Source organism: Bifidobacterium sp. CP2 (assembly GCF_018555635.1).
Taxonomy (GTDB): Bacteria; Actinomycetota; Actinomycetes; order Actinomycetales; family Bifidobacteriaceae; genus Bifidobacterium; species Bifidobacterium saguinibicoloris.
The window spans coordinates 1-26,745 of the sequence record NZ_JAFEJX010000001.1; the positions used below are offsets into that span (position 1 = coordinate 1).

General features: G+C 67.9%; 19 protein-coding genes. 5 read left to right on the forward strand and 14 right to left on the reverse strand.

The features are described 5' to 3' along the window. From JS531_RS00005 to JS531_RS00015, 3 genes are all read right to left on the reverse strand, one after another. The coding region (locus JS531_RS00005; RefSeq protein ID WP_214310982.1) for an amino acid permease at nucleotides 1-556 on the reverse strand (556 nt) is incomplete at its 3' end. An 86-nt stretch (nucleotides 557-642) separates the two neighbouring features. Further along, the gene (locus tag JS531_RS00010) at nucleotides 643-1,095 is read right to left on the reverse strand and encodes a hypothetical protein (protein ID WP_214310983.1); all 453 of its coding nucleotides are present in this window, start codon (nucleotides 1,093-1,095) and stop codon (nucleotides 643-645) included. Nucleotide 1,096: 1 nt separating this feature from the next. Then, nucleotides 1,097-4,108 (reverse strand): glycoside hydrolase family 2 TIM barrel-domain containing protein, encoded by a 3,012-nt coding sequence (locus JS531_RS00015; protein WP_236034400.1) that lies wholly within the window; start codon nucleotides 4,106-4,108, stop codon nucleotides 1,097-1,099. A gap of 243 nt (nucleotides 4,109-4,351) precedes the next feature. Here JS531_RS00015 and JS531_RS00020 point away from each other — a divergent pair, with 243 nt between their 5' ends. Next, a complete protein-coding gene (locus tag JS531_RS00020) occupies nucleotides 4,352-5,392 on the forward strand; it encodes a LacI family DNA-binding transcriptional regulator (protein ID WP_214310985.1) in 1,041 nt (346 codons plus the stop codon). A 141-nt stretch (nucleotides 5,393-5,533) separates the two neighbouring features. On the opposite strand, the gene JS531_RS00025 is transcribed toward JS531_RS00020, so the two are convergent. Both JS531_RS00025 and JS531_RS00030 read right to left on the reverse strand, forming a co-directional pair. Beyond that, nucleotides 5,534-6,472: a Bax inhibitor-1/YccA family protein gene (locus JS531_RS00025; RefSeq protein WP_214310986.1), complete on the reverse strand. Its 939-nt coding sequence runs from the start codon at nucleotides 6,470-6,472 to the stop codon at nucleotides 5,534-5,536. 81 nt (nucleotides 6,473-6,553) lie between these two features. After that, the gene (locus tag JS531_RS00030) at nucleotides 6,554-7,180 is read right to left on the reverse strand and encodes a hypothetical protein (protein ID WP_214310987.1); all 627 of its coding nucleotides are present in this window, start codon (nucleotides 7,178-7,180) and stop codon (nucleotides 6,554-6,556) included. A gap of 190 nt (nucleotides 7,181-7,370) precedes the next feature. Between JS531_RS00030 and JS531_RS00035 the strand changes: the two genes are divergently transcribed. From JS531_RS00035 to JS531_RS00045, 3 genes are all read left to right on the forward strand, one after another. Further along, nucleotides 7,371-8,804, forward strand: coding sequence for a histidine kinase (locus tag JS531_RS00035; protein WP_240541962.1), 1,434 nt, complete (start codon nucleotides 7,371-7,373; stop codon nucleotides 8,802-8,804). Nucleotides 8,805-8,885: 81 nt separating this feature from the next. Then, on the forward strand, nucleotides 8,886-9,515 hold the full coding sequence (locus JS531_RS00040; RefSeq protein ID WP_214311596.1) for a response regulator transcription factor: 630 nt from the start codon (nucleotides 8,886-8,888) through the stop codon (nucleotides 9,513-9,515). Between the two features lie 185 nt (nucleotides 9,516-9,700). Further along, the gene (locus JS531_RS00045; RefSeq protein WP_214310988.1) at nucleotides 9,701-11,806 is read left to right on the forward strand and encodes a DUF262 domain-containing protein; all 2,106 of its coding nucleotides are present in this window, start codon (nucleotides 9,701-9,703) and stop codon (nucleotides 11,804-11,806) included. Nucleotides 11,807-11,972: 166 nt separating this feature from the next. Here the strand turns inward: JS531_RS00045 and acnA are convergent, their stop codons facing one another. Continuing rightward, nucleotides 11,973-14,675, reverse strand: coding sequence for an aconitate hydratase AcnA (gene acnA / locus JS531_RS00050; RefSeq protein WP_214310989.1), 2,703 nt, complete (start codon nucleotides 14,673-14,675; stop codon nucleotides 11,973-11,975). Between the two features lie 155 nt (nucleotides 14,676-14,830). Next, nucleotides 14,831-17,389 carry an HAD-IC family P-type ATPase gene (locus JS531_RS00055; protein WP_346427745.1) on the reverse strand — a complete coding sequence of 853 codons (2,559 nt, stop codon included), beginning with the start codon at nucleotides 17,387-17,389 and terminating at the stop codon, nucleotides 14,831-14,833. Between the two features lie 153 nt (nucleotides 17,390-17,542). Between JS531_RS00055 and JS531_RS00060 the strand changes: the two genes are divergently transcribed. Continuing rightward, nucleotides 17,543-18,121: a hypothetical protein gene (locus JS531_RS00060; protein WP_214310990.1), complete on the forward strand. Its 579-nt coding sequence runs from the start codon at nucleotides 17,543-17,545 to the stop codon at nucleotides 18,119-18,121. A 933-nt stretch (nucleotides 18,122-19,054) separates the two neighbouring features. Here JS531_RS00060 and JS531_RS00065 read toward each other — a convergent pair. The 7 genes from JS531_RS00065 to JS531_RS00095 form a co-directional block, all read right to left on the reverse strand. Beyond that, the gene (locus tag JS531_RS00065; RefSeq protein WP_338024110.1) at nucleotides 19,055-19,711 is read right to left on the reverse strand and encodes a hypothetical protein; all 657 of its coding nucleotides are present in this window, start codon (nucleotides 19,709-19,711) and stop codon (nucleotides 19,055-19,057) included. After that, a complete protein-coding gene (locus tag JS531_RS00070) occupies nucleotides 19,708-20,979 on the reverse strand; it encodes a TRAM domain-containing protein (RefSeq protein ID WP_214310991.1) in 1,272 nt (423 codons plus the stop codon). The genes JS531_RS00065 and JS531_RS00070 overlap by 4 nt, the downstream gene beginning before the upstream one ends. Before the next feature lie 7 nt (nucleotides 20,980-20,986). Continuing rightward, complete coding sequence (locus JS531_RS00075) at nucleotides 20,987-21,781, reverse strand: DUF3159 domain-containing protein (RefSeq protein WP_214310992.1); 795 nt, start codon at nucleotides 21,779-21,781, stop codon at nucleotides 20,987-20,989. Between the two features lie 3 nt (nucleotides 21,782-21,784). Continuing rightward, nucleotides 21,785-22,654 (reverse strand): DUF3710 domain-containing protein, encoded by an 870-nt coding sequence (locus tag JS531_RS00080; protein ID WP_214310993.1) that lies wholly within the window; start codon nucleotides 22,652-22,654, stop codon nucleotides 21,785-21,787. A 96-nt stretch (nucleotides 22,655-22,750) separates the two neighbouring features. Further along, nucleotides 22,751-23,608: an exodeoxyribonuclease III gene (locus JS531_RS00085; protein WP_214310994.1), complete on the reverse strand. Its 858-nt coding sequence runs from the start codon at nucleotides 23,606-23,608 to the stop codon at nucleotides 22,751-22,753. A 131-nt stretch (nucleotides 23,609-23,739) separates the two neighbouring features. Next, complete coding sequence (locus JS531_RS00090) at nucleotides 23,740-25,755, reverse strand: ABC transporter ATP-binding protein (protein ID WP_214310995.1); 2,016 nt, start codon at nucleotides 25,753-25,755, stop codon at nucleotides 23,740-23,742. Between the two features lie 20 nt (nucleotides 25,756-25,775). Next, complete coding sequence (locus JS531_RS00095) at nucleotides 25,776-26,741, reverse strand: ABC transporter permease (protein WP_214310996.1); 966 nt, start codon at nucleotides 26,739-26,741, stop codon at nucleotides 25,776-25,778. Nucleotides 26,742-26,745 lie beyond the last annotated feature (4 nt).

Here is a 26,745-nt window from a genome sequence, read left to right on the forward strand (position 1 = left end):
CCGGGGTGGCGGGGGTCACGCCGCCGCACAGCGCGGCCACGGACAGCACGACGAACACGACGGTCAGGCCGAGCGCCGACATGGCGCCGAACGAGGAGACCGAGCCGATCCACTTGGCGCCCTTCGTGGACACCCATGTGGCCACGGCGAACAGGGCGATCTCGGCGATGGTGATCCACAGCTGCGAGATCTCACGGTTCTCGCCGAAGAGCACGTAGCTCGAGTAGATGATGACGTTCGGCAGGATGGACGCGAAGTAGAACAGGTTCACGAACCAGTAGCAGAACGCGGTGAGGAACGCCCAGCGGCCGCCCATCGACGTGTTGACCCACGCGTACACGCCGGATTCGGAGTCCTTGTTGAGGGACACGAACTCGGCGACCGCCAGGGTGAAGGGGACGAAATAGAGGATGGTGGCCAGGAAGAACGCCGGCGCGGCCGACAGGCCGATCGCCACGTTGTTGTTGATCACGTTCTTGATGCCGAACACGGCGGCGACGGTCATGCCCAGCAGGGCGACGGAACCGATCTTCGCTCGTTTCTCTGTGCTGCTCACGATGAGCTCCTTTGGATGATGTTGTTCTCTCTATGTGTTGTGTGGTCGAAACGGCGGGGACGTCGACGTCCCCGCCGCGGGGAGGGTCACTTGTTCGGGAAGCTGTATCCCTCGACGGTGACGTGCAGGACCACGGCCTGAACGTCCGGGTCGGAGCACACCTTGTACGCCTCGTCGATGTCGGCGACGAAGACGCCGCCGGCGGGGACGGTGACGATGTTGGCGGGTCCCATGAACCGTTCGCGGTCGGTCAGGTCGCTGTACGCCTCGATGGAGGTGAGCTGCGACTTGGGCGCGACCATGACGCGCATGTCGCCGTCCTGCGGCGAGCAGACGAACAGGTAGCGGCGGTGGCCCGTCATGTCGGACGTGGCGATGGCCGGCGTGCGGTCCCACCAGTAGACCAGCGAGTCGCCGATGGAGTAGGCGACGTTGCGGGTGAGCGTCGTGGCGATGTCGAGCGCCTGGCCGACGCGCATCCATTTCTTGACGGAGCCGAGTTCGGCGTCGAAGAGCTCCCGGGTGTCGTAGACGTGCATGTCATGCCTCCTTGAAAGCGACGAGCGCCTGGGCGAGATCCGCGGAGGTCAGTGGCCTCAGGCTGATGGAGAACGCGAACCGCTCGAAGCGGATGCGGTAGGAGTCGAGCACCTCGGAGCCCCACGAGTTGGAGCCGAGGCCGAGCATCCTGTCGTTGATGTTGACGGTGACGGTGTCGCGCCTCACCAGGTCGGTGACGTGCTTGGCGTCGTCGATGTCCTGGCAGGTGTAGGGCCATGCGGAGAACGAGAACGGGTTCTCGGCCGCGTCGCCGGTGCGGGTGACGAGCAGGCCGTCGCCGTGCCGCGAGCGCATGGCCACCCAGCGCACGTCCTCGTGGTTGGCGCAGTCCTGCGGCACCACGTAGGGGGTGAACATCCTGTCGACGTCGCTGCGGTAGTGGCCGATGACGTTGGCGGTGAGCGAGTCGGGGTAGTTCTCCCCCGGTCCGCGTCCGTACCATTCCGCGTTGCGGTCCTCGCCAGGCACCTCGAAGGTGACGCCGATGCGCGGGACGATGTCGTGGAAGTCGCCGTACGGCGTGCCTTCGACGGCGAGGTCGACGCGCCCGTTGGGGTGGATGGCGTAGGTCATGCGGGTGCGCATGCCGTAGTCGTAGACCGGCGGGGCGATGCGCTGCTCGACCTCGACGACCACGTCGTCGTCTTCGCGGCGCCAGGTGACACCGCGGGTGGACGTCTGCATGACGTGCAGCAGGCGCGGCTGCCAGATGGATTCGAACTCCTGGCCGTAGTTGTCGATGAGCGGACGCCAGAAGCCGAGGTGGATGCCGGAGGCGAGCACGGGGCGTCCGGCGGCGTGCCAGTCGGCGATGTCGCCGGAGACCAGGTCGAAGGCGATGCGCATGTCGTCGCCGGTGACGGCGAGCGTGAGCCCGCTCTCCTCGACGGCGAGCGCGCCGTGGGTGCGATCGGCCACGGCGGGGCGGGGCCGGTTCGCGATCGGGAACTGGTAGATGCCGATGCGGCGCATCGGGTCGGCCCACGGGTGGGCGGCGGTGGAGTACACGCGGGCGGTGAGCAGGGTCTCGCCGCGCTCGGCCGCGGTGACGGCGACGGGGATCTCGACGGAGTCCTGCGGCGCCACGGCGCCGGGTTCGACGGCCTCGCCGCGCACGGGCTCGCCGTCGACGAGGGTCTCGAGCGTGATGCGGATGTCGTCGAGCGTGGTGAACCAGCGCTTGTTGGTCACGCGGAGCACGCCGCGGGACGCGTCGTAGGAGACCTTGACCGGGCAGATGACCTGCTGGTATTCGGTGAGTCCGGGGCTGGGCTCCTGCCAGGGGAAGACCATGCCGTCGATGCAGAAGTTGCCGTTGTTCGGGTAGTCGCCGTTGTCGCCGCCGTACATGTCGTAGTAGCGGCCGTCCTCGGTGTACGCGGCGAGGCCGTGGTCGCACCATTCCCAGATGAAGTGGCCCTGGATGCTGTCCCACTTGTCGAACACCTGCTGGTATTCGCTCAGGCCTCCCGGGCCGTTGCCCATGGAGTGGCCGTATTCGCAGTTGATGCGCGGCTTGGGGCCAGGGTGTTCGCCGAAGTCGTTCATCTGGGAGACGCGCGAGTACATGGTGGAGATCACGTCGACGCTGTCGGCGTTGCGGTCCTCCTCGTAGTGCACGGGACGCGGGTCGAGCTCCTTGCAGCGGCGGTACATGGCCTTGAAGTTGCAGCCGTAGCCGGATTCGTTGCCGAGGGACCACATGATGACGCACGCCTGGTTGCGTTCCTGCATGACGAGGCGTTCGATGCGGTCGACGTAGGCGCCCTCCCATTCGGGGTCGTCGGTGATGCGGGTCATGTCGCCGACGTTCTCGAAACCGTGGCATTCGAGGTCGGTCTCGGCGATGAGCATGATGCCGTATTCGTCGCACATCTCGTAGAAGCGCGGGTCGTTGGCGTAGTGGGAGGTGCGCACCGCGTTGATGTTGTGGCGCTTCATCATCTCGAGGTCGCGGCGGACGCGCTCCATGCCGACGGCGCGGCCCTTGTGGTCGTCGACGTCGTGGCGGTTGACGCCGTGCATCTTGAAGTAGGTGCCGTTGAGGAGGATGTGGCCGTCCTCGATGGTGACCTCGTCGAGGCCCTGACGGTGGGACACGACCTCGGACACGTCGCCTTCGCCGTCGTGGACGGTGATGAACAGGTCGTAGAGGAACGGGTCCTCGGGGTTCCACAGGCGTGCGTCGGCGACGTCGAGGCGGACGGTCCCGTCCCCCGCGGTCTCGCCGTGGGCGACGGTCTCGCCGTCGCGTTCAAGCCGGACGTCGACGCGGGAGGCGCCGGTCGTGGCGACCGAGACCTCGGTCTCGGCCGTCGTGCCGTTCACGTGCGTGCGGACGCGGAAGTCCTCGAGTCGCGCGGCGGGACGCTCCATGACGTACACGTCGCGGAAGATGCCGGAGGCCCACCACATGTCCTGGTCCTCGATGTAGGTGCCGTCGGAGTACTGGAGCACCTTGACGGCGAGCAGGTTGGCGCCGTCCCTGGCCTGGTCGGTGATGTCGAATTCGGCGGCGAGGCGGGAGCCCTTGGTCATGCCGACGAACCCGCCGTTGAGGTAGACCTCGGCGTAGCTCTCCACGCCGTCGAAACGCAGGATGAGCCGGGAGCCGTCCTGCGGCACGTGGAGCGTGACCATGCGCTGGTAGACACCGGTGGGGTCGTCGCCGGGGACGTACGGCTGGTCGAGCGGGAAGGGGAAGCCTTCGTCGGTGTAGGCGAGCTTGCCGTATCCGTCCACCTGCCACATGTGCGGCACCTCGACGGCGTCCCACTCCTCGTGATAGGCGTCGAGATCGGCGGCGACGACGGCGCGGGGTCCGGCGAACAGCCTGAACTGCCACCGTCCGGACAGCTGGATGAATCCGCGCGACAGCTCCCTGCTGTACGTGCGGGCGAGATCCTCGCTCTCGTAGCCCAGGAAGTAGGCGTGCGGCGCAAGCCTGTTCCTGTTCGTGAGCTTGGGATTCTCCCAATCGTTGGCGGTCATGTGAATGGCCCTCCTTAGGGGTTGTGTTGACTTCATTGTGCAACCGGTTGCCCTAACCATAGCACACGACGCTTCGACTGTGCAACCGGTTGTCATACGCGCGTGTCGGCATGGGACACACGCCCCTGTCCCCTGCGGCGACGACTACGATATGAGCCATCACTTCCTCGACGCGGGCGGACGGCATACCGGACCTGAGCATCGTCGACACATCGCGCACGCCACCACACACAAGGGGACATCATGAGCATCATCCGCAGCGGCACGACCACCATCGCCGACGTGGCCGAGGCGGCCGGCGTCTCGCGGTCGACCGCATCCCGGGCGCTCAACGATTCGCCTCGCATCAGCGAGAGGACGAAGCAACTGGTGCGCGAAGCCGCAGACCGCATCGGATTCGTCCCCAACGCGCAGGCCCGCGCACTGGCGGTCGGCCGTTCCGAAACCATCGCCATGCTCGTCACCGAACCGCTGCCCGAACTGTTCGCCGACCCCACGTACGGCGTGTTCCTTGGCGGCATCACCGAACGCCTGTCCGAATCGGAATACCTGCCGGTGCTGCTCCAGGCCTCCACACACCACGAACGCGAACGCGTGCGCCGCCACCTCGAACGCAAGTCGTTCGACGCGGTCATCGACATCTCCCCCTACACGGGCAGCGAACTGCTTGACGTGCTGCAGCGGTTCCACATCCCCACCGTGCTGTGCGGGCAGCTGGACGGGCAGCCCTACGAGCACGTGTTCTCCACCATCTACTCCGACGACGTGGTCGGCGCGAAACTGGCCGCGGACGCCATGGCCGCACGCGGCCGCACGCGGCCGGTCGCCATCCTGGGCCCAAAGGACAACCCCGCCTCCACGGACCGCGTCGAAGGCTACCGATCCGTGTACGGCACGGCCCTCGGCGAACGGGACGTCGTCTACACGGGCTGGGGCGCCTCCGACGGCTTCACCGCCATGCTTCGCCTGCTCGACGAGCGCGCAAGCGAGGGAGACTCCCCCACGTGCGGGATCGACGGCGTGCTCGCCGGCTCGGACCGCATCGCGGCCGGCGTCATCGAAGCGCTGCAGGGGCGCGGGATCTGCGTGCCGGACGACGTGTCCGTCATCGGCTTCGACGACCATCCCATCGCCATGACCACCACGCCGAAGCTCACCACCATCCACCAGCCGCTCTACGAGGAGGGCCGTCTCGCCGCCGACACGGCGATGCGCATGATCGACGGCGAGGCGCCCGGCACCACGGTGCTGCAGATGACGCTCGTCGAGCGCGAATCGCTGTGACGCGCCACGCAAGGCGTGCGATGGCGCACGGGACGCTACGAATCCGGACATGAAAAAACCGTGTCCCGCGTGGGGCCGAAACGGGTCGGCCCCACGCGGGACACGGTCATGGCGCGGCCGGCACGGGCCGGCCGGGGCGCGTCAATCCCTGCTGCCGAACAGCTGCAGGATGTACAGGAACATGTTCACGAAATCGAGGTAGAGGTTCAGCGCGCACAGGATGGAGATCTTCCTGACCATCTCCGGCCCCTGGGCCTCGTACTGCTCGAACAGGGCGCGCGTGGACTGCGCGTCGTACATGGTCATGCCCGCGAACACGAGGATGCCGAACGCGCACACGATGCGCGTGGCGCCGCCGACGCCCGGGATGAACAGGAGCACCAGCTGGGAGACGATGAGCACGATGAGTCCCACCATGAGGATCGGGCCCAGCTTGAGCATGTCGAACTTCGTGGTGAGCGAGAACATCGTGAGCGCCAGGAAGAACGCGGCGGTGATGCCGAGCGCCACCACGATGTCCGCCGTGGTGTACACCCAGAAGATCGAGCTCAGCGTGAAGCCCATGAGCGCCGCGTACACGTAGAACATGGCGCGGGCCGCGCCGACGCTCATCTTCGTGATGCGCATGCCGAGCACGACGGCCATGGCCACCTGGACGACGCACAGGCCGATGAGTCCGATCATGCCGGTGGCGGCGAGGAAGTAGTAGTAGGCGCCGGTGGCCTGGGCGAACAGGGCCACCAGCATGGTGACGACCAGTCCGGCCGTCATCTCGCCGTACGCGCGGGTGACGGAGGCGCGGCGGGCCTGCTCGTACGAGTAGGCCACCTGGCCGTTGACGGTGGCCGCCGCGCCCGCGCCGCCGGCGTAGGCGTACTGGGGCTGGGCGTAGGGCTGGCCCTGCGGGGCCTGCTGCGCGTACTGGTACTGCTGGTACTGCTGCTGGTTTCCGTAGGGGACGCCGTACTGCTGCTGGTTCGCGTACTGGTACTGCGGCTGGGCTCCATAGCCGGTGTTGATGCCGCTGCCGCCCTGCGGCTCATAGTTCGGATTGGGCTGGGGCTGCTGACCGTATGTCATGTTCGCTCCTTCTCGTTGCTGTCACGCCCCATCCTACCCGGGCAACTGTGCGTTGGCTGGGAGACTACGCCCTGGGCGTCCTTAGAACCACGGCACGCTGCAGTAGGCGCTGCCCGCCGAGCCGCTGCCCTCCTGGCTCTCCTTCTCCTCGCCGTTGACGATCACCTTGCACGACATCTTCTGGTCGTTGCCGCCCATGATGTCGCCGGTGACGCTCACGCCGGTGATGTCCTTGGCGTCATCGCCGGTGAAAGTCTTCGACCAGCTGCCGTTGAACTGCTCGGTGCTGCTCGAGCTGCCCTTGAACCACATCACCGTGCCGTTGCCGGTGGCGGTGGCCTGCAGTTCGATGGTCTTCTCCGCCGGCTTCGTCTCCTGCGATCCGCCGTCGTCGGATGCGGAGCCGTCGGACTTGTCCTGCGTCCGCCCGCTCTTGCCGTCCGTCGACGCCGACTGCGAGGACGATGCACCGGAGCCGGTCGCGCCGTTCGAGGCGTTCGAGCCGCCGCCGACGGCGCCGGCGATGCCGAGGACCACCACCACCACGACGACGGCCCAGAACCACCAGCGACGGTACACGGGCTTCTTCGGCTTGGGCGCGGGCGCCGCCGGCTGCACGGGATACGGCTGCGGCGCCGGCATGGGGGCCGGCGCGCCGGCGGGCGGTGCGGCCGGCGAGGGCTGCTGCGGGTTGTTCGCGTCTGTCATGGTTCCTTCTTTCTCGTACGGCGCCCCGGCAGGGGACGCCCTGATGACGTCTCCGACGCTACCGGTCCGAACCCTGCGGCGTCAGTGTACGAACGGGACGAATCGCATGCCCGAACGGGCGGCGGGGGCGGCCGCATCGCGCCCATAGGGGGCATGGCGAGTATGGAAGGAGCGGTCATACAGTGGAGGCATGACCTATGGAGCACCGATTCCCCCACCCGCGTCGCCCGTCGCGGCCCCACGCACGCCGACGGCCGACGACGTGCCGACACGTACCAGAGGATGGTGCACCGCGCTCATGATCGCCGCGGCCATGCTCTCCTGTCTGACGTACGTCTCGTTCGCGGCGCAGCCGTACATCGACGATCCGCACGGCGCACGGTACCTGTGGTTCGTCCTCGCCACGCTCATCGCCATCCCGTTCCCGTTCACGCTGCTGGCGCGGGGCGCATATCCCGAGGCGACGTTCTGGGCGTGCTGCGCCGTGGTGGCGGTGTTCCCCTACGGCTCCGCCCCGGCGCTCATCGCGTTGTCCTCGATGCTGGCCCGGAGGGACGGCCGGGCGCGTACTGCGCGAGCCGTGGCGGCGGGCGCCGTCGTGGCGGTGTGGGCGCAGCTGCGCGACGTCCTGCGCCCGGCGGACGAATCGTTCTGGCATATGGTGTTCGCGAAACCGCACACCGGCGTGGACGGCGAACCGATCGTCATGCTCGTCGGGGAGCCGACGATCGCGGCGACGGCCGTGGTGACGGGACTGGTCGCCGCGACGGTCGCAACGCTGATCGGCCTGCATATCCGCTCAAAGGTCCGGCTGCGCACGGCGCAGGCGCGCACCGACGCGGCCGTCACCCACGCGCAAGAGCTGAGCCGCGACCTGGCCGACCAGCGGCTGGCCGACGCGATCGCGGCCGAAGCGCATGACACGCTCGCGCATACGCTCTCGCTGCTCGCCCTGAACGCGAGCGCGCTGCAGGCGCAGACCCTGCGCATGCAGCCGACGGACGGGACGCGCGCCGTCGCCCGGCAGGCGGAGGAGATCCGCAGGCAGGCCGCCGGGGCGTTGGACGAGGCGCATCAGATCATCGACATGCTCCGGCATCCGCAACAGGCGTGGGAGCAGCTCGCCCCCACGGCCGAGACGGCGCTGACGCGCGAATCGCTCGACGCGCTGCTCGGGGAGTCGCGGGCCGCGGGCATGCGCATCGACACGTGGATCGACATCCGGCAGCTGGGCGATCTGGACGACGCCACGGCGAAGGTCGCCTATCGGGCGATCCAGGAGGGGCTGACGAACGCATGCCGTCACGCGCCGGGATCCCCGGTGTCCCTCGAGGTCACGGCCGCGCCGGAACGGGGCGTCCACGTGCACGTTGCCAACCGCGCGCGGACCGTGGCGCCTCCCCCGGCCGCACCCGTCACCGGCACGACGGACGCGTCGGACACGGCGCCCGCGACGCCCCATCGTCGCGGCGCAGGCCTCGCGGGGTTGGCGTCGCGGGCGCGGGCCGCGGGCGGATCGTGCCGTTTCGGCACGGACGACGCCGGCGTCTTCCACCTGGACGTGGCCCTGCCGTGGCGGAGTCGCGCGACGCATTCCGGCGGAACCGGCATGTCCATGGCATAGGATGGCAGGGTGAGTGAACGGGAAGAACGGCATGGGAACGAACCGGGGCGGATCGCCGTCGGCATCGTCGACGACGATCCGATGATCTGTCAGGCGATGGCCCTCATCCTCACCGATTATTCGCGGGGGCGGATCGCCGTCGCGTTCACGGCGACCGGCGGCGCCGAGGCGCTGCGCCGGGCCGCCGACGAACGACCGGACGTGGTGCTCATGGACATCGCCATGCCCGACATGGACGGCATCGCCGCCACACGGGCGCTGCGCGGGCTGCCCGATCCCCCTCACGTGCTCATCCTCACCTCGCTGAGCCCCTCGAACACGGTGGAGCGGGCCGTCGAGGCGGGCGCCGAAGGGTTCGTCTCGAAGACCGACGCCCCGGAGGACATCATCCGCAGGGTGCTGGGCGTATGCGCCGACGCACCGCAGTTCAACACGGCGAGCCAGCGCCAGCTCATCGGGGACCTGCACGCGCGGCAGTCGACGGCGCGGCGGGACGAGGCGCGCGCCATGCTCGACGCGTTGCCCGAACGCGAGCGCGAGGCGGTGCTGCTCGCGGCGGAGGGGTTCACGAACGCGCAGATCGCCGCGCGCATGTTCATCTCGGAGCGCACCGCCAAGGCGCATCTCTCCTCCGCCTCGGACAAGCTCGCCATGGGACGCGTGCAGATGGCGCGACTGGTGGAGCGGGCCGACCTGCCGTCGCGGGATTGACGGGTCGGCGCCGACGGCACCGACGTGGCGTCCGCATGCCGCACCGGCCGGGACGCGGCGACACGCGGACGCCACGCATGGGAGCGGAAACCGGTGGATATCGCCCGGCCGCCGACGACGCTGCTAGGCTGAACACCATGGAAGCCGCCGCGAGGCGGAGGACGAACGCAGGAAGGGGACCGTCAATGGCCATCAATGCGAAGGAGCTGTCGCTGGGCAAGGTGTTCACGCCGGACTACCGGTTCTTCATCCCGTCCTTCCAGCGTGCGTACATCTGGAAACCGGAGAACATCCTGCAGCTGGTGGACGACCTGCGCGGGGCGAGCCTGACGCCCGCCACCCCCTATTTCCTCGGCTCGCTGATCCTCGTGCACGACGAGGGCACGCGGTTCGAGGTGATCGACGGCCAGCAGCGCCTCGTGTCGCTGTCGATCGTCATCGCCGTGCTGCGCGACCTGGAGAAGGACCCGGAGTGGATGCGCCTGCTGGACGCCCTCATCGTGGAGCCCGGCGACAAGATGCGAGGCATCGCGAACGAGCCGAGGCTCACGCTGCGCGAACGGGACGAGGCGTTCTTCCGCGAATACGTGCAGGAAGGCAACCTCGAGGCGCTGTTCGACCTGTCGGACGACGACTGGACGAGCACGGCACAGCGCAACATCACCCGCAACACGCGCAAGGTGTACGACGAGCTGTCCGTCCTCTCGGACGAGGAGCGCCACGCCCTCGCCTCCTATCTGGTGAACGCGGTGACGCTGGTGATCGTCACCACCGACGACCTGGACGGCGCGCACCGCATCTTCGACGTGATGAACATGCGCGGTCTGCCGCTCACCTCGTCGGACGTGTTCAAGGCGCGGGCCACGAGCGGGCTGAAGCCGGCCGAACTCGACGCCTACGCGCAACGGTGGGACGACATCATGGACCCACTAGGCGACGACTCCGCGGGCACCGAGGAGTTCTTCGCGTTCCTGCACCTCATCCTCACGCACAAGCCCGTCACGGACCGGCTCATCGAGGAGTTCCTGGCCGACGTGCTCGCCGGCCCTCTGGAAAAGGGCACGGTGCCGGCGTTCATCGACGGCGTGCTCGCCCCGTACGCGGCGGCGTGGCAAGTCATCACGCACCCTTCGGACACGATTCTGCCCGAGGGGCCGCGTCTGCGGCTCGAGGCGCTGAACGACTACCGGAACCATGAGTGGAAGCCGGTGGCCATGTGGGTGCTGACGCATTCGTTCCGTCATCTCGGCTCGCCCGACGTCTCCCCGTTCGCACGGCGCGCGGGACGGTCCGCGCATGCGGAGGCCACGTTGCAGGCGTTGGGCGCCCACGACCTGCAGCGGCTGGACGACGTGCTCGCCGCATTGGAGCGTGTGAGCGGCATCGACACGCTGAACCGCACCCCCACGGCGGACCGTCGCGGCCATGCGGCCGCCGCCATCCGGGACCTCGACAAGGGCTACCCGGTGCGGTTGGTGCGGGGGCTCGCCATCCGTCCGGACGACCGTGCCGGCGCGCTGGTGCGGCTGCACGGCGAGATGCAGGGCGACGACGAACTGGTGCGTCTGCTGCTCATCCGCGCGAACGAGCAGGCCGCCCAGGCCCATCTCGCCAGGCCCCGGCGCCTGAGCGCGCTGCCCATCATGCCGGTGGACATCGAGCGCTCCGCGTCGTTCGGGAACTGGCCGCAGGAGGAGCACGATCATTGGGCGTACCGGCTGGGCAACATGGTGCTCGCGCAGGGCGCCGGCAACCAGCTGGACCGGATGACCGAATACGACCAGCGCAGGGACCGCATCCTCATGCGGGCCGATTCACGCCGGTTCCCGCTCACCGCCGAGCTCAAGGACTTCGGCGAGTGCACGCCCGCCATGCTCCGTCACCGTCAGGAGGAGACGATCCGCCTGCTCGCCGACTACTGGGACATCCGATACGACGAGAACCACACGGATCTGACCCGTCAGACCGTGGACGTCCTGGCGAAGGACTCCCCCAAGCCGGCGCACAGCTCGCGGCGCGTGACCATCCGTCAGGTGGTGGCCGCGGGGCTGCTCATCCCCGGCGAGAAGCTCGTATGGGAGCGCCCGCGCAAGGGCGAACGCTGGTACGCCACCGTCACCGAGGACGGCAGGTTCCGTCTCGAGGACGGTTCGGAGCACGCCAGCCCGACGGCCGCCGCGAAGGCCGCCGCCGGAGGCCGGGCCAGCGGCGGTCTGGACGTGTGGAAGCGCGTCTCCGACGGCCGCGGGCTCGCGGACATCTGGAAGGAGTACCGTCGGCAGGCCGCCTGACGGCAGGTGACACGGCTGACGGCGGTGGCGGACGGTCGCCCTACGAACGATCGGTGGACGGTCTCCCGCATACGACGTGTACATGACGAGGGGCCTTGCATGACGATGGTTCGTCATGCAAGGCCCCTCGCGACGGACGGCCTGCGCCGCGCGGCGCGGGCTCCCGTCAGCGGCGCATGAGGTTCCTCAGCACGTACTGGAGGATGCCGCCGTTGCGGTAGTAGTCGGCCTCGCCGGGCGTGTCGATGCGCACGACCGCGTCGAATTCGGTGGTGGAGCCGTCCTTGTGCGTGGCGGTGACGTGGACGGTCTTCGGGGTGACGCCCTCGTTGAGCTTCTCGACGCCGGCGATGTCGTACGTCTCGGTGCCGTCGAGTCCCAGTGACGTGGTGGACTCGCCTTCGGGGAACTGGAGCGGCAGCACGCCCATGCCGATGAGGTTGGAGCGGTGGATGCGTTCGAAGCTCTCGGTGATGACGGCCTTCACGCCGAGCATCAGCGTGCCCTTCGCGGCCCAGTCACGCGAGGAGCCGGTGCCGTACTCCTTGCCGGCCAGGACCACGAGCGGCGTGCCCGCAGCCTTGTAGTTGCGCGAGGCGTCGAAGATCGTGGACGGCTCTCCGGTGGTGAAGTCATAGGTGAAGCCGCCGGGCGTCACCTCGTTGCCGGTGGAGGCGAGCAGGAGGTTGCGCAGGCGGATGTTGCCGAACGTGCCGCGCACCATGACCTCATGGTTGCCGCGGCGCGAACCGTAGGAGTTGAAGTTCCTCGGCTCCACGCCGCGCTCGGTCAGGTATTTGCCGGCCGGGCTGGACGCCTTGAACGCGCCAGCCGGGGAGATGTGGTCGGTGGTGACGGAGTCGCCGAGCAGGGCGAGCACGCGCGCGCCGTGGATGTCGGCGACCGGATCGGGCTCGGCCTTCATGCCGTCGAAGAACGTCTGGCGGCGCACGTACGTGGACTTCGGATCCCATGCGAACAGCTCGCCCTCGGGCACGTCGAGGCCCTTCCAGCGGTGGTCGCCCTCGAACACGGAGGCGTAGTCCTTGAGGAACATCTCACGACTGACGGTGCCGTTGACCACGGCGGCGACATCCGCGTTGGTGGGCCAGATGTCCTTGAGGTACACGTCATTGCCGTCCGTGTCCGTGCCGAGCGGCTGCGACTCGAAGTCGAAGTCCATCGTGCCGGCGAGTGCGTACGCGATGACGAGCGGCGGCGAGGCGAGGTAGTTCATCTTGACGTCCGGGCTGATGCGGCCCTCGAAGTTTCGGTTGCCGGACAGCACGGCGGTGACGGTCATGTCGTTGGCGTTGATGGCCTCGCTGATCTCGGGCAGCAGCGGGCCGGAGTTGCCGATGCAGGTGGCGCAGCCGAAGCCGACGAGCTGGTAGCCGAGCGCGTCGAGGTCGTCCTGGAGGCCGGCGGCCTTCAAGTAACCGGCGACGACCTGGGATCCGGGGGCGAGCGACGTCTTCACCCACGGCTTGGGTTTGAGGCCCTTCAGGTGCGCGTTGCGGGCGATGAGGCCGGCGGCGATCATCACGGACGGGTTGGACGTGTTCGTGCAGCTGGTGATGGAGGCGATGGCCACGTCGCCGTTGTCGAGATCGAAGTCGCCGCGGAAGTCGGTGGAGACGGGCACGGATTCGTGGACGGTCTTCTCGGTCTCGTAGGCGGGCAGCGTCTCCTCGAACGTCTTCTTCGCCTCGGACAGCTTGATACGGTCCTGCGGGCGCTTCGGACCGGCGATGGACGGCACGACGGAACCGAGGTCGAGCTCCATGTACTCGGAGTATTCGGGTTCGACGTAGTTCGGGTCCTTGGCGTCTCCCCACAGCTTGTTGGCCTTGGCGTACGCCTCGACGAGCGCGACCTGCTCCTCGGATCGGCCGGTCAGACGCAGGTAGTCGAGGGTGACGTCGTCGATGGGGAAGATGCCGCAGGTGGAGCCGAATTCGGGGCTCATGTTGCCGATGGTGGCGCGGTTGGCGAGCGGCACGGAGGCGATGCCCTCGCCGTAGAACTCGACGAACTTGCCGACGACGCCATGCTTGCGCAGCATGTCGGTGATGGTGAGGACCACGTCGGTGGCGGTCACGCCCTCGGGGATGGAGCCGGTGAGTTTGAAGCCGACGACGCGCGGCACGAGCATGGAGATCGGCTGACCGAGCATGGCGGCCTCGGCCTCGATGCCGCCGACGCCCCAGCCGAGCACGCCCAGGCCGTTCTCGGTGGTGGTGTGCGAATCGGTGCCGACGCAGGAGTCGAGGTAGGCGAGCTCGCGGCCCCGCTCCCCCGCCTTCGTCATGACGACCTTGGCGAGGTATTCGATGTTGACCTGATGGATGATGCCGGTCCCCGGCGGCACGACGCGGAAGTTGCGGAACGCCTGCTGGCCCCAGCGCAGGAACTGGTAGCGTTCGCCGTTGCGCCGGTATTCGATGTCCATGTTCTGCTCGACGGCGTCGGCCACGCCGTACTTGTCGATCTGCACGGAATGGTCGATGACCATGTCGGACTGGACCTGCGGGTTGATGACCTCCGGATCGCCGCCGAGGTCCTTGACGGCGTCGCGCATGGTGGCGAGGTCCACGATGCACGGCACGCCGGTGAAGTCCTGCATGACGACGCGGCTCGGCGTGAACTGAATCTCGTGGCTGGGTTGGGCGTTCGGATCCCAGCCGAGCAACGCCTTGACGTGTTCGTCGGTGATGTTGGCGCCGTCGATGTTGCGCACCAGGTTCTCGACGAGCACCTTGAGCGAGTACGGCAGGTGGTCGACGCCGTCGAGGTCGGCGATGTTGTAGTAGTCGAAATCCTTGCCGGCGGCATTGAGGGTCGCCAATTGGTCGTCACGTAGGGACATGCTTCCTCCGAATCATTGGACCGGCTGATGATGTCGCCGATTATCCACTCGAAATGGTACGGGAACGTAACCATGCCTCTGGCGTGTCGGCTTGAAACGTGAGACAATACGCCGCCCGCGCACACGGATGGGAGACCGGCGCGACGCGTCCGCGGTCATCGCCCTCCGCGGTCGCCGGGCGCGCGGCCGAGCAGTCCGGCGACCGCCGTACGCGACGCCCACGGCACCACGGCGAGGCAGATGACGAACACGACGACCGCGCCGGCGAGCGCGCTCAACGTCGGCGCGACGAGGGCGCCGGTGGGGACGACGAGCGCGAAGAACCGGGCCACGAACGGAATGAACATGCCGATGACGCCCGCCGCGGCGAACACGGCGACGAGCACACCCCGCCAGCTGTTGAGGGGACGGGCGACGCGGGCGAGCACGAACACGCCCATGACGAACAGGATGATCGCCTCGGTGGCGCGCAGCGAGGCGAGGTCCGCCGACGAACCGGCGACATCCCATCCCATGACGGACGGCAGGAACCATGCGGCGAACAGCACGGACAGCGCTGTGGCGATGCCGCCGGGCAGCGCGAAACGCACCACACGGCCGAGGAAGCCGGGGATGTATCGGCGCGTGTTGGGCGCGAGCGCGAGGATGAAGGCGGGCATGCCGATGGTGAGCGCGCCGATGTAGGTGATGTGGCGCGGCAGGTACGGGTACGGGATGGCCGTCAGGACCACGCCGAGCGAGATGAGCGCCGAATACACGGTCTTGACGAGGAACAGGCCGGCGACGCGCTCCATATTGGCCATGACCTGCCGTCCGCGGGCCACGACGTCGGGCAGGTGGGAGAACTTCGAATCGACGAGCACGACCTGCGCCACGGCCTTGGTGGCGGGCGCGGCGTTGCCCATCGCGATGCCGAGGTCCGCCTCCTTCAGGGCGAGCGCGTCGTTGACGCCGTCACCGGTCATCGCGACCGTGTAGCCGCGCACATGCAGCGCGTCGACGATGAGCTTCTTCTGATCGGGCAGGACGCGGCCGATGACGTCCACGTCCTCGAGGATGCGTCCGATCTCGGCCGGGTCGTCGGGAAGTTCGCGCGCGTCCATGCCGACGGGATCGCGGTCGCCGGTGAGACGGACCTTGCGGGCAATCGCCGTGACGGTGACGGGGTTGTCGCCGGAGATGACGCGGCATCGCACGCCCTGCTCGCGGAACCAGGCGAGCGTGGCGGCCGCGTCGGAGCGGATGCGTTCGGCGCACAGGACGAGGGCGACGGGCGTGGCGGAGGCGTCCAACGCGGGGTCGTCGGCATCGACGCCCACGCCGGGCGCATACGCGACGAGCAGCACACGGCCGCCGTCGGCGGCATGCGCGTTGGCCTGCGCGAGCACGGCCGCATGGTCGCCGCCGATTGCGGCGAGCAGCACCTCGGGTGCGCCCAGATACCACGTCCCGACCGCATCGCCGGCGGACGCATCATCGGACGCGGCGGCGACGTCCCGACGGGACGGCGCCGGCTTCACGACGGCGCTCCACTTGCGCGCGGAGGAGAACGGCACGCGCGAGACGACCTCGCCCGGCGCGTATCCCCGCTCCCCCAGGCCGTCGAGCACGGCGCGGCCGGTGGCGTTCGGCTGCGCCTCGTCGGCAAGGTCGTAGAGCGCCTGCATCGTCTCCCGTTCCTGGACCGACGCATCGCCGCCGTTCGCATCGTCGCCACCCAGCATGACCACGCGGTCGAACGCGATGCCGCCGTCGGTGATGGTGCCGGTCTTGTCGAGGTTGAGACAGTCGACGCGTGCCAGCGTCTCCACGGATTCAAGCTCCTGGACGAGCGTCTCGTGCCGGGCGAGACGCATCGCGGCGACCGCGAAGTTGAGCGAGGTGAGCAGCACGAGCCCCTCGGGGATCATGCCGACGACGCCGGCCACCGCGGAGACGACCGCCTGCCGCCACTGGCCGGTGGCGAGCGCCACCGACCATCCGCCCACTGTGTGGATCTGGGAGATGATGAGCAGCACGCACAACGGCACGACGAGGAACGTCATGACCTTGAGGATGGTGTTGATGCCCTTGTTGAGGTCGGAGACGGTCTTCTTGTACACCTTGGCCTTCGCGGTGAGCGTGGCCGCGTACGAGTGCGCGCCGACGGCGGTGACGCGTGCGAGCGCCGCGCCGGAGACGATGGTGGAACCGGAGTAGACGTCGTCGCCCTCGCGTTTGCGCACGGTGCGCGATTCGCCGGTGAGCATCGATTCGTCCGCCTCGAGCCCCCAGGAGCCGACGATCTCGGCGTCGGCGGGCACCTGTTCGCCGGCGCGCACCCACAGCAGGTCGTCCATGACGATGCCGTCGTGCGGTACGGTGACGTCGCGTCCGTCGCGTCGCACGAGATAGTCGGAGGCGACGAGGATGGAGAGCCGGTCAAGCGTACGTTTCGCCTTGAGCTCGGTGACGATGCCGATGCCGGTGTTGATGATGATGACGAAGCCGAAGACCGCGTCCCTCCACGATCCGGTGGCAAGCACAAGGATCATCGCCGCGAGGATGATGCCGTTGAACAGGGTGAACACGTTGGCGCGCACGATGTCCTTCACCGACCGCGACGTGGAGTCCTTCACCTTGTTGACGGCTCCGGCCGCGACGCGCGCCGCCACCTCGTCGGCGGCGAGGCCGGTCTCATCCACGTGCGGCATGACTGATGCGTATGCGTGCACGGCATCGCCGTCCGTCCTGTTGCCGTCGTTCCTGCCGTCCTTCGCGCCGGTCGCTGCAATCGCACTCATGCCTACTACCCTACCCCGTGCGCGGTTCCATGGAATGCTGCATAAAATGGTGGCGTCGGCGCCATCACGCGGAAAGCAGATGACATGTCCATCCCCACACAGACGGCATTGCCGGAGCCGTTGATGCATACCCAATCATGGTTAATGACATATTGCCCGTATACCCTCCAGAACGGATATAATCGCTGGGCGCTTTGGCGACTCGCCTTGGAAGGGCATCGCGAGGAAATCAGCGACCTGTTCAGGTACATCATCGCGCATGCATCATCCGCGTGCGACAGGGAATACGTGTGGTTCCTGCGCGGCATCTGTCGATTTGATTCCGGTTTGCTTGTCGAACTGTCCGAGGAGTGCTTCAGAGTACTTGACCGCCGTGCCGTCACCAACCCACATGGCCATCGGAGGAATCCCGCATTCGAACGGCTCCTCGTCGAAGAGATGATGTCCGACGACGTTCTCCGCTATATGCAATACGTCACGCAACCTTCATATGCGCTGCTGCGCGTCCTTGCGGTCAAGTATCGACGCGAGGCCGATGCCATCGCCTTACGCGGTCTGCCAAACGGTACCTTGGTTGGTCCTCGTATTCTCGCGGACAATAAGTCGGCATACAACCATATAGCATGGTGTACTTCATCGGTACGAACAACTGTTCAATCATGACGATGCAGCGGTCATAGCCCGACGGATATGTTCCCGATATCCTGACCGTCAACGTTTGCAGTCTGCCATCACTCGCTATATCGAATAGCTTTTTCTCTTCCAGCGCTCAGGACAAGCAGCCCTTGCCGGGCAACCGTGGAAGACGCGGCCCTTGCGTTGCCCGGCACCGCCCCGTGCCAGGTAACATCGCAGACCATCGGATTCGCGTTGTCCGACACCATTTCATGCCGGACAACGACGGAAGACGCTATTCCCTCGTTGCCCGGCATCGCCAAATCACGTCATACGGCATGATGAGGAGCAATCCGGGGCGCATCCAATGGCGTCCGGCCCCAATCGCCGGCCGGATAACCGCCCACAAGCCGGATTCCCGGGTTATCCGACACGGAAACCCCCTCAGGGACACACGAAACGGCGACCGGAAGGCACACCACGCCGTCGTATCGCCCGATATGTGTGCCGGACAACATCCGATTCCGGAATGCGGAGCCTATCCGGCGCCAGAGCACGCCGGACAACACGAATCCGCGCCTCCGCGCTGTTGTCCGGCACAGTATGCTGCCGGGCAACGGCAAAAGACCTGATTCTCCTGTTGTCCGGCACAATTCCCTGACGGGCAACAGGGGAATACACTGTTTCCTCGTTGTCCAGCACCATTTCATGCCGGACAACGCCGCGAACCATTCAATCCGCGTTGCCCGGTACCATCCGCGTCGGATGCCGGTGGCGTTTGGCACGGAACCGACGCCTGGAGCATGCTCAGCGTCGGGAGCGCGCCAAGAATGGCAGGGAGCCGATGCTGACGGGGCCTGAGCGTCGGGAGCATGCCAAGGACCGCATGGAAGCGACGCGTAGAGCACGCATGCCGTCGCCTCCGTACCACACGGAAACGACGGCAATGGCATACTGACGCCACGCCGGCTCCCCTATCCCCTACCGAACCGTGCTGACGGTGATCTCGCGGGCATGGGGTTCGTCGTTGAGGATGGTCATGGCGGCCTCGTCGATGGGCGTGGCGTCGGCGGCGCGGTCGTTGATGACGAGCGTGGCCGCGTAGAGCGTGGCGTCGGAGGGCGCGTGAACGGGCGAGAGCAGCGCGACGGGGATGCCGGCGTTCCGCGCATCCCGCAACGCGGAATCCCAGCCGTCCGCATCGGCCGTCACGTCGATGTCGGAGACGATGACGAGGCTTACGACGCGCGAGATCATGTCGCGCACGCCCTGTTGCGCCCGATGGGCCGCGTCGGCGGCATCGGCGGCGTCCTTGACGGACACGTACACGGCGTCGATGTCGGCGGCGGCGAACGCGTCCAGCACGGTCTTGTCGGCGGCGGCCGTGGACGAACCGACGACGCCGACCACCGCGTCGTCACGCACCGTGCCGATATGCGCGGTCGACGGCGTATGCCCCTGCGTGTCGCCGACGGCGGTGCCGTGCGGCACGCACGCGGCGAGCGACAGCACCGCCGCCATGCACGCGATCGACGCGCCGACGCGGGCCATCATCCGGGCCGCGGCGCGGCGCGGGCCGCGCATCATGCGCGCCGGCCCGGGCCGACGCCCCTCCGTCCCGATGGGCCGCGACGTCACGCGACGTCCCCTCCGCGGCGGAACAACGCGACCGTCTCGACGTGATGGGTCATCGGATAGATGTCGTAGGCGCGGATGTCGGCGAGCTCGTAGCCGAGCGGGACGAGCGTGCCCGTGTCGCGGGCGAGACTCGTCGGATCGCAGGCGATGTAGACGATGGCGCGCGGCCCGGCGGCGGCGATCTGACGGCACACCTTGGCGTGCGCGCCGGCGCGCGGCGGGTCGAGGACCACCACGTCCGGATGCGCGAAGTTGGCGGGCACGTGCGCGAGCGTGCGCGCGACGTCACCGCAGCGGGCGTCCACATCGCCCAGACCCAGGGCGCGCAGATTGCGCTGCTGGCTTCTCACGGCGGTGCGGCCGCCTTCGACGCTGAACACGCGCGCACGGTCGGCGGCGAGCGTGGCGAGCGGCAGTGTGAACAGGCCGGAGCCGGAGTAGAGGTCCCAGATGACGGCGGCGTCGGCGCCGTCGAGTTCGGCGCGCACGAGGTCGATGACGTGGTTCGCGAGGGCGACGGGCGCCTCGCGGTGCACCTGCCAGAAGCCGTTCGCGTCGACCTCGTACGTGAAGGTGATGCCGGACACGGTGACCTGTTCGGTGAGGGTCTGCGAGCCGTGCGTGAGCTCGCCGTCGACGAGGACGGCGTAATCGTCGGGCAGGGGCGCGCCGGCGCGCGGTTCGGGTACGGACAGGCGGATCTGCGCGCCGGGCGTGAAGCCGCCGTCCCACACGTGCGCGTCGTCGGCGACCTTGAGCAGGGTCTTCGTGGCGAGCGGCATCGTGTCGATGGGCACGCGCGTGTGGCTGCCGCGCCGGCGCATCGAGGGCCTGCCGTCGTCGTCGGCGATCATCTCGATGCGCGTGCGCCAGTGGAGGCCGTCGAGCGCCTCGTCGCCTTCGGCGCGTTCGATGGGCACGGTGACGTCGACATGGCCCAGTCGGCTCATCTGCTCGCTGACGGTGACGGCCTTCCATGTCAGCTGTCCGGGCAGGGAGACGTGGACGAGGTCCGCGCCGCCGACGCCGCCGCCCGTAGCGAGCGGTCCGGCGAGCGGCCATGCGGGGTCGACACGGTCCGGGCTCGCCTCGACGACTTCGACGACCTCGCCGGTCCAGAACCGTTCGTCGCGGTCGTGCGGCTCGTCGAGGACGATGCGCACGAGCTCGCCCGGCAGGGCGAAGCGGACGAAGACGACGCGCCCGTCGATGTGGGCCACGCAGCGGCCCTGGTCGGCGTACCGTTCGATGCGGACTTCAGCTTCCATACGTTCCTTACCTGTCTTGACCTGTCTGATGTGCCGGACCGTCCGTCCCGGCGGTGGTCTCGGCGTCCCCGGTGGGCCCGGCGGCCCCGGCGGCGTCCGCGTCCGCGGTCTCCGCGGCTTTGACGGCCGCCTTGTGGCGGTGCAGCGGCGTGGCGATGACGAGATAGCTCACCCAGATGGCCAACGCCCAGAACGGGATGCCCATGATGAGGCGGGTCACGCCGAGCGCGGCCACATGATCGGTGAGGTAGAGCGGCACCTGCACGGCGAGACGCAGCGCGAACAGGCCGAGCCACAATGCGGTGACGGCCGTGTAGGCGCGTCTGAGCGGAGCGTCGTCCATCCAGTCATGGAACCATGCGCCGAACCGTTCGGTGGGCAGCTGGCGGATGAATTCGATGACGAGTCCGAGCCCCGGCACGCGCGCGGCGAGCGAAACGGCCAGCAGCACCGCGTACACGCCGTTGGTGAGGAACCCGAACATGTAGTAGTTGCGCGCCTCATGGCTCTTCCACGCCCAGACGAGGCAGATGCCCACGGCGATGAGCCCGCTCAGCGCGCCCATGACGGACTGGCGTTGGACAAGACGGATGAGGACCTGCGCCACGGCCAGCGCGGCGGACACACCGATGGTGAGGTCGAGGTCGTTCGTCACCACGAACAGCACGACGAACACCACGCCGGGCAGCATCGATTCGACGACGCCGCGCGGCCCGCCGATCGCGTCGATGACGGAGAAGTCCTCGTCGCCGCCGGCCTGGGCGAGCGCGCCCAGGCCGGTGCGTTTCCTCGTTTCGGCCATGCGTCAGCGGACTTCGGAGAACATCGGGCCACGCGAGAGCGTGGTCTTCACCTGGGTCTCCTGGTCCTGGCTCAGCGGTCCCTTCGGGCGGGTGGGCACGTCCTTGAGGTACTCCTTGCCCTCGGCGGCGTCCTCCTGCTCGGCCGCGGCCTTGGCGGCCTTGCGCTCGGCGGGGGCGACGGGCGGGTGCATGGGGATGAGGTCGCGCGGGGCGAGCGGCTCCTCGCCGCGCTCGACGACGATGTCGGAGAAGAACCGGTTGAGCGCCTTGGTCTCCTCGGCGTCCGGGTCGGTGGCGGCCACGCCGGAGAAGATGCCGCGCAGCATCCAGCGGGGGCCGTCCACGCCGACGATGCGCGTGATGAGGGTGCGCCCGTTCTTCACTTCGACGGGCAGCGTGATCTCGGTGCCGAACACGCCGTCGGACGCGGAGGCCTTCGGGTTGGCTTCGAGGAAGTCCTCGCGCCAGTCCTCCCACAGACCGAGGGTCTTCGGCGCGGCGTACGCCTCGATCTCGAGGCTGGAACGCTTGTAGGTGATGGTCGAGCCGAGGATGGCGCGGGTGGCGCGGTTGGCCTTGATGCGCAGTTCGATGTGCTGCATGAACGGCAGGTAGTAGGCGCCCAGGTCGAGGTAGTCGTCGTAGTCGGGAACGTCCTCGTCGTCCACGTCCCAGGGACCGCGTTCCTCGCCGCGGCCCTCATAGGAGTCGCTGGCCTCGGGGAGCGCCTCGGCGGCGGTCTTCTCGGCGGTCTCGCTGTCCGCCCTGGCGGCGGCGTTGGCGGCTTCGGCGGCCTTGGCGTCCTCGTCCTCGACGGGCTCGGCCTTCCTGTCCGTCTTGTCCTTCTTCTTGCCGAATCCGAACAGTCCCATGGTTCCTCATTTCATGTCTTGCGGTTGCAACCTTGCCTAGCGTAGCACCCGTTCTTGCGTTTGGCTGGATGGCGCCGGTGGGCGGACCCGCCGGTCTCACACGTCGTAGGTGACGCTCAGCGGCGCGTGGTCGGACCATCTGAGGTCGTAGGAGGGGGCCTTGTCGATGACGAAGCCGCGCGCGGTCTCGGCGAGCTCGGGCGTGGCGAGCTGGTAGTCGATCCTCCACCCCACGTTGTTGTCGAAGGCGCGGCCGCGCTGGCTCCACCACGTGTACGGCCCTTGGATGTCGCCGGCGAGGTAGCGGGTCATGTCCACGAATTCGAGTTCGCCGAGCCATCGGTCCACGTAGGCGCGTTCGGCGGGCATGAAGCCGGCGTGCTTCTCGTTGGCCTTGGCATTCCTGATGTCGAGCGGCGTGTGCGCGATGTTGCAGTCGCCGCACACCACGGCCTGGCGCCCGCCGCGCGCCGCCTCGTCGCGCAGCTCCCCCATGCGTTCGCACATGGCGTCAAGGAAGCGGAACTTCTGCGCCATCTTCGTCTCGTCGTCGGCGTTGCCGGCATGCACGTACACGCACGCGACGGTGAGCGTGTAGCCCTGCGGCGTGACGACGTCCGACTCGATCCACCGGCCGGAGTCGACGTCCTCGTCCAGTCCGGGCAGGCCGTGCCTGGAGGCGACGACCTCGAGGTCGGTGAGGAGCCCGACGCCGGCGCGGCCCTTGACGCGGCACACCTCGTTGTCGCGGTTCAGCGCGTTCGGATCGGCCACCCGTCCTTCGGCCGCGTATTCGAAGGCGATGGAGGAGAAGATACGGTCGACGTCCGCCTGCGGTGCGCGGACCTCCTGCATGCACCACACGTCGGGCGTGTGGCGTTTCGCCCAGTCCGTCATGCCTTTGCGTTCGGCGGCGCGGATGCCGTTCATGTTCGAGGTGGTGATGGTGATCATGCGGCTCACTATACAACCTGCGAGACGCGAAAGGCTCCCCTTCCGGTGAACGGGAGGGGAGCCTGTGCCGTGGGCGTCGCGGAAACCGGCCGGCCGAGGCCGGTTGGTCGTGACCGGTCAGCCGGTGCCGGTCAGTCGAGGCCGAGCTGCAGCTTGCCGCCGGGGATCGCGTCGAGCAGGTCCCTGGTGTACTGCTGCTTCGGGTGGTTGAAGACCTCGTCGGTGGTGGCGTGCTCGACGAGCCTGCCGTGCTGCATGACGACCACCTCGTCGGCGATCTGGCGGACGACGGCGAGATCGTGGGTGATGAACAGGTAGCTCAGCCCCTTCTCGGCCTGGAGGTCGTTGAGGAGGTGGAGCACCTGGTCCTGCACGAGCACGTCGAGGGCGGAGACCGCCTCGTCGCACACGATGACGTCCGGGTTCAAGGCCATGGCTCGCGCGATGGCGATGCGCTGGCGCTGGCCGCCGGACAGCTCGTTCGGGTAGCGGGTCATCACGGATTCGGGCAGCTCCACCATGTCGAGCAGCTCGCGCACGCGCTTGGTGCGGCTCTTGGTGTCGCCGATGCCGTGGATGCGCAGCGGCTCCTCGATGGAGCGGTAGATGGAGTACATCGGGTCGAGCGAACCGTACGGGTTCTGGAAGACCGGCTGCACGTGGCGGCGGAACTCGAGGAGCTTGGCGCCCCTGAACGTGGAGATGTCCTGCCCCTCGTAGAACGCCTTGCCGGAGGTGGGCTCGAGGAGCTTCAGGACCATGTTCGCCACGGTGGACTTGCCGGAGCCGGATTCGCCCACGATGGCCAGCGTGGAGCCGCGCTTGACGGAGAAGGACACGTCGTCGACGGCCTTGAACATCTCCTTCTTGCGCGGGAGCTTGAACTCCTTGGTCAGATGGTCCACGACGATGATGTTCTCGCTCTTCTCGAGCTTGTCCTCGCCGACCACATGGTGTTCGAGCAGCGCGTCCGTGCTCTCGCCGCGCTCGTGCGCGGAGATGATGCGCTGGGAGGCCAGGGACGGGGCCGCGGCGACCAGGCGCTTGGTATACGGGTGCTGCGGGTGCTGGAGCACTTCGAGCGACGGGCCGGATTCGACGACCTGGCCCTTGTACATCACGACGATGTGCTGGGCGCGCTCGGCAGCGAGACCCAGGTCGTGGGTGATGAACAGCACGGCGGTGCCGAGCGAGTCGGTGAGCATGTGCAGGTGGTCGAGGATCTTCTTCTGCACGGTCACGTCGAGCGCGGAGGTCGGCTCGTCGGCGATGAGCAGATCGGGGCGGCACGCCAGACCGATGGCGATGAGCGCGCGCTGGCGCATGCCGCCGGAGAACTCGTGCGGGTACTGGCGGGCGCGGGTGGCCGCGTCGGGCAGACCGGCCTCGGAGAGCAGGCCCGCGATGCGGTCGTCCATGGTGGAGCCGGTGACGTGCGCCTTGGCGATGGCCCAGGCCTTGTCGTCGTTCACGCCGGCCTTGATGAGGTCGTCGGCGACGCGCCAGCGGGTCTCGGAACCCGGCACCCATTCGCTGGTGAAGCGGGCGACGGCCTTGTCGAAGGCCTCGCCGGTCACACCGGCCTCCGCGAGGGCGGCCTTGGCGGCGTCCATCAGGGCGGGCAGCTCGGCGGAGCCGATGAAGGTCTCGTCGTCGTTGCCCTTGAGCTCGACGTCCGCCTCCTCGCCGGCGAGGGCCTTGGCGAGGGCGGAGCGCTTCTCGTGGGCGACGTCCATGTTGTTGGCCTTGAGAGCCTCCTTGACCTGGGTGCCGATACGGTACACCGGGTTCAGGTTGCTCATCGGGTCCTGGGGTACGAGGCCCATCTTGTCGCCGCGCAGCTTGTCGAAGTCCTTGGGCTTGAGACCCGTGAGCTCCTGGCCGTCGAGCTTGATGGAGCCGCCGACCACGTGGCCGGTGCCGGGAAGGAGGCCGAGGACGGCCATGGCGGACGTGGACTTTCCGGAGCCGGATTCGCCCACGATGGCCACCCACTGTCCGGGGTAGACGGAGAACGAGGCGTTGCGCACGGCGTGCACGGCGCGCTTGTCGTCGGTGGTGAAGTCGATGGCGAGGTTCTTCACCTCGAGCAGCGGGCCGTTGGCCTTCTGCATCTCGACCAGCTTGGCGTCATTCGTGTTTTCCATGAGTTTTCCCTACCTCACTCTCAGGCCGTGCGGCTCTTCGGATCGAGGGCGTCCTTGACGGCGTCGCCCATCATGATGAAGCTCAGCACGGTGATGGCCAGAGCCATGGACGGGTAGAACAGCACCATCGGGTTGGTCATGAGGTTGACCTGGGCCTGGGAGATGTCGCCGCCCCAGCTGACGGTGGTGGTCGGCAGACCCACGCCGAGGAAGCTCAGCGTGGCCTCGGACACGATGAACGAGCCGAGGGACGTGGTGCCGATGACGATGATCGGGGCCAGCGCGTTCGGGATGATGTGGCTGAACAGGTTCCTCATCGGCGTGGAGCCGAGTGCGGTGGAGGCGGTGTTGAACTCGAGGTTCTTGGCCTCCATCACGGAGCCGCGGGCGATACGGGCCGTGGAGACCCAGCCGAACAGGGCGAGGACGAGCACGACCTTCCAGATGGAGCCGGAGGTGCGGAACATCTGCAGGACCACGATGGCGCCGAGCAGGAACGGGATGGAGTAGAAGATGTCGATGATGCGGCTCAGCAGCGCGTCGACCCAGCCGCCGAAGAAGCCGGCGACCGCGCCGATGAGCGTGCCGATGAGCACCACGATGATCGTGGTGAGCAGGCCCACGGACAGCGAGGTGCGTGTGCCGTACACGGTGCGGGCGAACACGTCGCAGCCCTGGAAGTCGTATCCGAACGGGTGGCCGGCCTCGGCGGGCTCGAGCGAGTTGTCGAGGTTGCAGTAGTTCGGGTCGGTCTTGGTGAGCACGCCCGGGAAGAGGGCCACGAAGACGATGAAGATGATGAGCAGCCCGGAGATGATGAACAGCGGGTTCTTGCGCAGCGTGCGCCACGCGTCGGCCCACATGCTGGCGGCCGGGGCGGATTCGTCGACCTTGTCGACGTCCTGGAGCGGGGTCTCGTCAATCGGCGCGACGTAGCGTTCCTGGCCGGGGAGGGTCTCGTACACGGTCTGGTTGTTGTCGGTCATGTCC